Here is an 8,136-nt window from a genome sequence, read left to right as displayed (position 1 = left end):
CCGCGGCGTTGCGCCGCGCCGGTCGCAGCCGCGGCATCGAACGGGCCGCCGCCGAACTCCAAGCCGGGCTGCGCAAAGACCAACTGCACCAACCACTTTTGGTGGAGATCGCGATGGGCAAACACGCGTTGGCGCTGCTGGCCGCCCTCAACCCCGCCTGCACGAGCGTGGACGACCTCGGCCAAGCGGCAGCCGAGGTGTTCCAGACCCATCCCGACCACGCGATCATCAGGCTGGGTGGCGCGCCAGGAGCGGTGTAAAAGTGGCCTGACATTAGGTTCCGCTCGCTTGCTGAGACGCTACGCTCGTGTGCCGCCGCGCGCTTGCCGCTCACTCGCGTACTGAGCGCGCAGCGCGGCTATTACAGCGACCACCGAAGACGGCGGCCTGCCCGGCATCCGCGCGGAGAGTGCACGGCGCCGCTCTTGAGGGCCGCCCTCTACCCGCATGATCTGCACCCCTGGAGGGAGGAAGTCCGCGAGATTGGGCGGCACGCTTGTCAGCCCGCAGTCGGCGGCAACGAGCTGCAGCTTCGTCAGCCAGTCCCGCACGGTGTGCGCGATGCGGGGGCGCCCGGCCAGGCCCGGCCACACTCCCAGCAGCGGTTCGCTACTTGCGGACGGGCTGGCAATCCAGTCCACGTCATGGAGTTCGTCGACCGACACGGCGCGCCGACCCGCGAAACGACCGGTGGCCGACGCCGCCACAACCAAGGCGGCCTCATCGATGACCTCAGTGATCAAGGCCGGCAGCTCATTATCCGGCGCCCGGTAGGGAGGCCGCGAGGAGATGACGGCCAGATCGAGGGTGCCCTCTCGCAGTGCGCGTACCAGCGCGGGCGTCGTGTCCTCACGAGTGATCACCCGGATGTCGGGACGCTGGTCGCGAAGCGACTGAAGTAACCGCGGCACAATGATCGCGCCGGCGCTGATGTAGGCCCCCAGTCGCACCTGGCATACGCCGGTGTCCGTACCGTCCAGTTCGCGCTGTGCCGACGCGATCTCTTCGAGGATGACGTGCGCATGCCGAAGAACGATCAGGCCGTTGGTGGTAAGCCGCGCGCCGGTGGCACGGCGCTCGAACAGCACCGAGTTGGCCTCCCGCTCGAGCGCCGCGACTTGCCGGGACACCGCCGATTGCGTGTAACCGAGTTCGGCCGCCGCCGCCGTGAAGCTGCCCCGCTCAGCGACCGCGCGCAGCACCCGCAACGCGGTCAGAGGGGGCGCGCGTCTCGGTGTCGCCAGCCTAGTTATCGACGAATGATGTCCTGTTTCTAGATATTCGAGGGTGATCAGATCTTGTCTCAGTTGATTGTTGAAGCGAGTGCCTCGTCTATTTTTGCAGTTCCCAGATTGTCGGCAACCCACGGCGCGACGGCTTCGATTAGGTTCACACCACCGCGGCCTTCTGACACGTGGCGGCGAAGCGCGGGCATCGGCGCTGCGTTGACCGCCTCGTCGATGATGATCAGCAGCGGGTGCATCATCTCCTTGCGCGCTGTCTTGCCGCGCCAGCTGCGCACCAGATGCTCGAGCAACGTCACCGCCGGCGATCTATCCGACGTTCGACCGCCACTGTCAGAGGTGCGAATTCAGTGCCCCGTGTCTGGCTCTCACCGAGGGCACCGATGCGGAACCTATTCTGGCAGCACATTTTCGGCCTCATCCACCCTAAGATCGCCAGAAGCCGAGGTTGGGCCAGTCGACCTGGGGTTTCGGCTGAGGCGCCGCGCCGCCTCCGTGGTGATCTGCTGTCGCGTCAGAGCCGAGTGTGTTGCTCGATGTCGTCGAAGAATTCGGTGAGCATGGCCTCGGTGAGCGATGGGCGGGTCTGGTCGATCGCGCTGAGATAGTCGTGTGTGCAGGCCGGTTCGCCGCGACGGAACTCGATCTCGCGCTCGAACCCGCGCTGCGCACCTTTGCGGGCGGCAAACTCGATATCGGCCGGGGTGAACATCTCGCTGGCCTTAACCAGCGCGCCCACCTCGACGGAGCCGGCAGACGGGCCAAGGTATCTGCTCCAAATCGCGGCTCGCGCCGTGGCATCCGGGGGTCCAACCGGGATGATGTAGTCGAATCGGCCGGGCCGCAGAAACGCCGAATCGAGCAGATGCACCGAGTTCGTCGCGCAGATCAGCAGCCGCTCGTCGCGCTGACGAAACGCCGGGATGAGCTTCAGTAGCTCGTTGGTGGCGCCATGCGCCGGATCCGACGGCACACCGGAGCGCGATCCGGCGATCTCTTCGACTTCATCGATGAACACGACCACGGCGTCCAGTTCCATCAGTGTCGTGAAGGCTTCCCGCAGCGCGCTGGCCATGGCTACATCGGGGGCGGCTAACCGCGATGGGAAAAGCTCGACGAACGGCCAACCGAGCCGGCCAGCGACAGCCTTGGCGAAGCTGGTCTTGCCGGTGCCGGGCGGCCCGAACAAGATCACCGCCTTCGGCGGTGAGACTCCGTACTGCTCGGCGACATCCGGCTCGGTCAACGGCAGCACGATCCGGCGTTCGATGATCTGCTTTTCGTTTTCCATGCCGGCCATCGCCTGCCACAGGCCGCGGGGCATATGTTGCCCACCCAGCTCGGCCAGCAGGCCCGCGTCCGCCGCGCCTATCGGGTCGACCTTCTCGAAATACAGCAGCTGAGTCCGCTCCTGGTAGCCGCAGTTGCGCAGCGCCGTCGTCCCCGCGGCATCCGGTGGCAGCAGCGCGCCGATCCGCCGCACACCAAGCGAACGCAGGCGCAACTCCAGTTCAGCCAGCAGCGCGCTGCCGATACCCCGATTGCGCCATCGGTTACTCAGTCCGACCATCGACACCCAGGCTCGTTCACCGTGGTGGTGGGCTACGGCGATGCCGACAAGTTCGTCGCCGACGACGGCGACGACGGCGGGCTGACCCGACCTGGCGGCCGACACCACTTCGGAGATCGGAAATACCGGTGGCGGCTCACCGGGCTGGCGGCTGGTGTCCCAGACCGAAATCGCTTGATCCAGGTCGTCGTCGTGAAAGTCCCGCAGTCGCCACGGAGGCATCGCGTGCTACCTCCCTGCGACGCTGTCGGCCCGCATCTCGGCGGCGAACCGAACAGAGGGCACACACCTTGCAGTAGTCACCGACGCAGCGAACCACCCATTTGGGTGTCCGACCGGGTGAACCTAAGCGTCAACCCGTGTTCTCAGCCCTGCCCGCAGGCGGCCAGCACGAGCTCGCGCACCCGTGCGGCATCGGCTTGGCCCTTGGTGGCCTTCATCACCGCCCCGACGATCGCGCCGGCCGCCTGCACTTTGCCGCCGCGGATCTTCTCGACGATGTCGGGGTTGGCGGCCAGCGCTTCGTCGACCGCTGCCTGAATCAGTGAGTCGTCGCGCACCACCGCCAGCCCGCGGGCGATCATCACCTGCTCGGGCTCCCCCTCCCCGGCCAGCACCCCCTCGACCACCTGGCGGGCCAGCTTGACCGACAGCTTGCCCTCGTCGACCAGCGCGATGACGGCGGCGACCTGTTTCGGAGTAATCGGTAATTCGTCGAGTTGGACGCCGGACTCGTTGGCCTTTTGCACTAGGAAGTTTCCCCACCAGGCGCGAGCTTTCTCGCTGGACGCGCCGTGCTCGACGGTCGCGATCACCAGGTCGACCGCCCCGGCGTTGACCAGATCGCGCATTACCTCGTCGGAAACCCCCCATTCCTGCTGAATTTGCTTGCGGCGCAACCACGGGAATTCGGGAATGGTTTCGCGCAGCCGCTCGACGAGTTCAGCGCTGGGCGCGACCGGCTCCAAGTCCGGTTCGGGGAAATAGCGGTAATCTTCAGCAGTCTCCTTGGTGCGGCCAGGACTGGTGTAGCCGTCTTCGTGGAAGTGCCGGGTTTCCTGGATGACCCGTCGACCGGATTCCAGAACGGCGCCCTGGCGCTGCATTTCGTAGCGGACAGCGACTTCGACGCTCTTGAGCGAGTTGACGTTCTTGGTCTCGGTGCGGGTGCCGAACTCGATGGCGCCGACCGGCTTGAGCGACACATTGGCGTCGCAGCGCATCGAACCCTGATCCATCCTGACGTCGGAAACACCCAAGGTGCGCAATAAGTCACGCAGCGCCGTCACGTACGCTCGGGCAATCTCGGGCGCCCTGGGGCCGGTGCCCTCGATGGGTTTGGTGACGATTTCGATCAGCGGCACACCGGAGCGGTTGTAGTCGATCAGCGACGTCGTCGCGCCCTCGATGCGGCCGGTCTGGCTGCCCAAGTGGGTCAGCTTGCCGGTGTCTTCCTCCATGTGGGCGCGTTCGATGCCGACCCGCCAGCTGGTGCCGTCCTCCAGCGGAACATCCAGGTAGCCGTTGACTGCGATCGGTTCGTCGTACTGCGAGATCTGGTAGTTCTTCGGCATGTCGGGGTAGAAGTAGTTCTTCCGCGCGAACCGGCACCACGGCACGATTTCGCAGTTGAGCGCCAGCCCGATCCGGATCGCCGACTCCACCGCGGCCTGGTTCAGCACCGGCAGCGAACCCGGCAGCCCCAGACAAACCGGGCACACCTGGGTGTTGGGTTCGGCGCCGAATGCGGTGGGGCAGCCGCAGAACATCTTGGTGGCGGTGGACAGCTCGACATGCACCTCCAGGCCCAGCACGGGCTCATAGCGCGCTATCACGTCCTCGTACTCGAGCAGCTGAGCCTGGGAGACCTTCGCAGCAACTGTCATGGGTTAGATCGTAGTTGGGGCGTCTTGGTGGGCGCCATTCGCACGCTCTGTCGGGATGCTAGTGGTGACCGCTGACATGGGTGCTGCTGATCACCAGTTCCGACGGCGGCTAGTAGTCGACTCAATCGCGTTGTTAGGCAGGCGACGTTCCGCGTTTCGGGAACATGTCCGCCAGTGCGGCTGCCATTTCCAGGTAGCGACGCCTGCTCCGCTTGCTCAACTGCCTAAGAGTAATCTCTTTGCCCTGATGCACGTGTCGGTCGAACGGCAATGTCACGACGCGTTCCGGCGAGAATTGCTGCGCCAAATGGTGAAGTTCCTTGACTACCAGCCGGTTTGGTTTACCTCTCTCGATGTGGTTTACCGCCAGCACGGCTGATTCAATCAGGTCATGGTAGCCGTTGTGGCGCAACCACTTCAATGTGGTCATGGTCTTGCGTACGGCGTCGACGGACGCGCTGGTGACGACAACCAGAGCCCGCGACTCCGAGAGCACCGCCTCCATCATGCTGGATGTGAGCACGTTCCCGCAGTCGATCAACATCACCGAATAACAGCTGCGCAGAACGGAAAACGCTTCACCGAACTCGTCGCGGCTCATTAGCCACTCGCTGTTGACATAGTCCGGAAGGCTGAGCATTTCCAGGCCCGAGCTGTTTCGGCAAGTGTGCGTTCGCGCGTCGATATAACGCGCCGCCGCTGCTCCCGCGACGAGGTGGAGCAGGCATAGCCGATTTCGGCGACCGTGGCGCCCGGCGAGGTCGCCGCCAGCGAGGTCCACCGCGATTACTCGGTCGTCTCGCACCTGCGCGAAGGTCGAGCCCAGCGCCTCAACCACCGCAGTTTTGCCGACGCCGCCTTTGAGGCCCAGCACCGCAATAGGAAATGCGCTGCTCACCGGGGCGCAGACACGATCGCGCAAACTGATTTCATATTTCCGCCGGGCCTCGGGAAGGACGCCAAGTCGGCTGATCCCGGAAAACACATTTTGCCACGTGCTTCTGGTCGGGATTTTCTCCAACTCTTCCAAACGGTCGAGGGTGTCCCACCCTAACTGCGGCTGCTGCTCAACCGGCGCCTGTGCACACGCCGCCGGTACCGTCGATGCATCTGGTGGCGCCTGGCTCGGCTGCGGCTGATACGCCGATGCATCTTGGCGGTAGTGCTGCGCATCGTCAGGCTTGGGAGTCCGCGGTCGCCACCGGGCGGATCGCCGCACGCCCGGCTGCCCCGACGCCGGCGCCGACGGCACCCCCTGGTGAATCACGCCGCGATAAGAATCGCGGTTATTCATAACGCCGACGGTAACATCGGTTTTGATTGCTCGGCTACTCGGTGGGCCCAGCAAATTGCATGAAACATATGTGGAATACGGGTAAACACCACCCTGCGCTCGCGTTATCGTTTGGCCGCTGCGTCGGTCGCGTTACCCGAAGAAGGCGGCGGCGTCGTCGTAGCGGCTCTGTGGTACCAGCTTGAGCTGGCGCACCGCATCGGCAAGTGGCACCCGGCCGATGTCTTGGCCGCGCAGCGACACCATCATCCCGTACTCGCCGGTGTGTGCGGCGTCGGCGGCGTTGACCCCAAACCGGGTGGCCAGCACCCGGTCGAAGGCGGTCGGTGTGCCACCGCGTTGCACATGGCCGAGCACCGTCACCCGCACGTCCTTATTGATGCGTTTCTCCACCTCGCTCGCCAGCTGCGCGGCCACGCCGGTGAAGCGCTCATGCCCGAACTCGTCGATGCCGCCTTCCCGCAAATTCATCGATCCGGGAACGGGTTTGGCGCCCTCGGCGACCACACAGATGAAATGTGAGTCACCGCGCTGGAAGCGTCCCTTAACCAGCCGGCACACCTCTTCGACGTCGAAGGGCTGTTCGGGAATCAACGTCATGTGAGCGCCCGAAGCCAGCCCCGCATTCAAGGCGATCCAGCCGGCGTGCCGGCCCATCACCTCCACCAGCATGACCCGCTGGTGCGATTCGGCGGTGCTGTGCAACCGGTCGATGGCCTCGGTGGCGACCGTCAACGCGGTGTCGTGCCCGAAAGTCACGTCAGTGCAATCGATGTCGTTGTCGATGGTCTTCGGCACCCCGACGACGGGCACGTTCTCCTCGGACAGCCAGTGCGCGGCGGTCAAGGTTCCTTCACCGCCGATCGGGATCAGCACGTCGATGCCGTTGTCGTCGAGTGTCTGCATAATCTGGTTCAGCCCGGCCCGCAGCTTGTCGGGATGCACACGGGCGGTGCCCAACATCGTTCCGCCCTTGGTCAGCAGCCGGTCGTTGCGGTCGTCGTTGTGCAATTGGATGCGCCGGTTCTCCAGCAGCCCGCGCCAACCGTCCTGAAAACCGACCACTGCCGAGCCATAACGGGCGTCGCAGGTGCGCACCACCGCCCGGATGACGGCGTTGAGCCCCGGGCAGTCGCCGCCGCCGGTGAGAATCCCGATCCGCATGCCTTCATCTTGCCCGGCCAGCAGACGCAAAAGCACCCAAAATGAGGCGTTTCAGGGTGCCTTTGTGTCTGCTCGCGCTAGATGGCCGACGGCAGCGGGCCGCGCGCGGCTTCGTAGGCCGCTGCTACCCGGTAGAGCCGATCGTCGGCCAGTGCGGGAGCCATGATCTGCAGCCCCACCGGAAGGTTGTCGTCCGGGGACAACCCCGACGGCACCGACATGCCGCAGTGGCCGGCCAGGTTCAAGGGCAGCGTGCACAGGTCGAACAGATACATCGCCAGCGGATCGTCGACCTTCTCCCCTAACCGGAACGCTGTTGTCGGTGTCGTCGGCGACACCAGCACGTCGACGGTTTGGTACGCCTCGTCGAGGTCGCGGGCGATCAAGGTGCGCACCTTCTGCGCCTGGTTGTAGTACGCGTCGTAATATCCCGCGGATAGCGCGTACGTGCCAATCATGATGCGCCGCTTGACTTCTGGCCCGAACCCGGCGGCGCGGGTCAGCGCCATGACCTCCTCGGCGCTGTGCGTGCCGTCGTCGCCGACCCGCAGCCCGTAGCGCATGGCGTCGAAGCGGGCCAGGTTGCTCGACACCTCCGACGGCAGGATCAGATAGTAGGCGGCCAGCGCGTAATCGAAGTGGGGACAATCGACTTCGCTCACCTCGGCACCGAGTGCGGTCAACTGCTCGACGGCGGCGTTGAACGACTCCAGCACGCCCGGCTGGTAACCCTCGCCGCTGTGTAGCTGGCGGACCACGCCGATTCGCATACCGCGTAGATTGCCGTCGGTGCCGGCCTTGGCGGCGCCGACCACGTCGGGCACCGGCGCGTCGACGGAGGTGGAGTCTTTGGCGTCATGCCCGGCGATCACCCGGTGCAGCAGTGCGGTGTCCAGCACGCTGCGTGCGCACGGGCCGCCCTGATCCAACGACGACGCGCACGCCACCAGCCCGTAGCGCGACACCGTCCCGTAGGTG

At 65.2% G+C, this 8,136-nt stretch carries 6 protein-coding genes and 1 pseudogene (1 of these 7 running past the window's edge); all 7 read right to left on the bottom strand.

Going from position 1 to position 8,136, the window contains the following annotated elements:
- Nucleotides 1-299 precede the first annotated feature (299 nt).
- The gene (locus ACFE99_RS00095) at nucleotides 300-1,217 is read right to left on the bottom strand and encodes a LysR family transcriptional regulator (protein ID WP_375481363.1); all 918 of its coding nucleotides are present in this window, start codon (nucleotides 1,215-1,217) and stop codon (nucleotides 300-302) included.
- Nucleotides 1,218-1,303: 86 nt separating this feature from the next.
- Complete coding sequence (locus ACFE99_RS00090) at nucleotides 1,304-1,537, bottom strand: hypothetical protein (RefSeq protein ID WP_375481231.1); 234 nt, start codon at nucleotides 1,535-1,537, stop codon at nucleotides 1,304-1,306.
- A gap of 221 nt (nucleotides 1,538-1,758) precedes the next feature.
- Nucleotides 1,759-3,036: an ATP-binding protein gene (locus tag ACFE99_RS00085; protein WP_375481229.1), complete on the bottom strand. Its 1,278-nt coding sequence runs from the start codon at nucleotides 3,034-3,036 to the stop codon at nucleotides 1,759-1,761.
- Nucleotides 3,037-3,179: 143 nt separating this feature from the next.
- Nucleotides 3,180-4,700, bottom strand: coding sequence for an Asp-tRNA(Asn)/Glu-tRNA(Gln) amidotransferase subunit GatB (gene gatB, locus ACFE99_RS00080; RefSeq protein ID WP_375481227.1), 1,521 nt, complete (start codon nucleotides 4,698-4,700; stop codon nucleotides 3,180-3,182).
- 133 nt (nucleotides 4,701-4,833) lie between these two features.
- Entirely contained in the window at nucleotides 4,834-5,994 is a 1,161-nt protein-coding gene (locus ACFE99_RS00075) for a MinD/ParA family protein (protein ID WP_375481225.1), read from the bottom strand.
- A 132-nt stretch (nucleotides 5,995-6,126) separates the two neighbouring features.
- Nucleotides 6,127-7,158: an ATP-dependent 6-phosphofructokinase gene (locus ACFE99_RS00070; RefSeq protein ID WP_375481223.1), complete on the bottom strand. Its 1,032-nt coding sequence runs from the start codon at nucleotides 7,156-7,158 to the stop codon at nucleotides 6,127-6,129.
- A 77-nt stretch (nucleotides 7,159-7,235) separates the two neighbouring features.
- Nucleotides 7,236-8,136 (bottom strand): annotated as a pseudogene (locus ACFE99_RS00065) (amidase family protein) (it continues 526 nt past the right edge of the window).

It is taken from the genome of uncultured Mycobacterium sp. (assembly GCF_964249325.1).
Classification (GTDB): Bacteria; Actinomycetota; Actinomycetes; order Mycobacteriales; family Mycobacteriaceae; genus Mycobacterium.
Note: the sequence above shows the minus strand (reverse complement) of the source record. Positions and strands in the feature narration are given on the sequence as shown.

Coding starts and splice junctions, on each gene's coding strand:
- ACFE99_RS00085 (WP_375481229.1), bottom strand. CDS start 3,036: ATGCCTCCGTGGCGACTGCGGGACTTTCACGACGACGACCTGGATCAA.
- gatB (WP_375481227.1), bottom strand. CDS start 4,700: ATGACAGTTGCTGCGAAGGTCTCCCAGGCTCAGCTGCTCGAGTACGAG.
- ACFE99_RS00075 (WP_375481225.1), bottom strand. CDS start 5,994: ATGAATAACCGCGATTCTTATCGCGGCGTGATTCACCAGGGGGTGCCG.
- ACFE99_RS00070 (WP_375481223.1), bottom strand. CDS start 7,158: ATGCGGATCGGGATTCTCACCGGCGGCGGCGACTGCCCGGGGCTCAAC.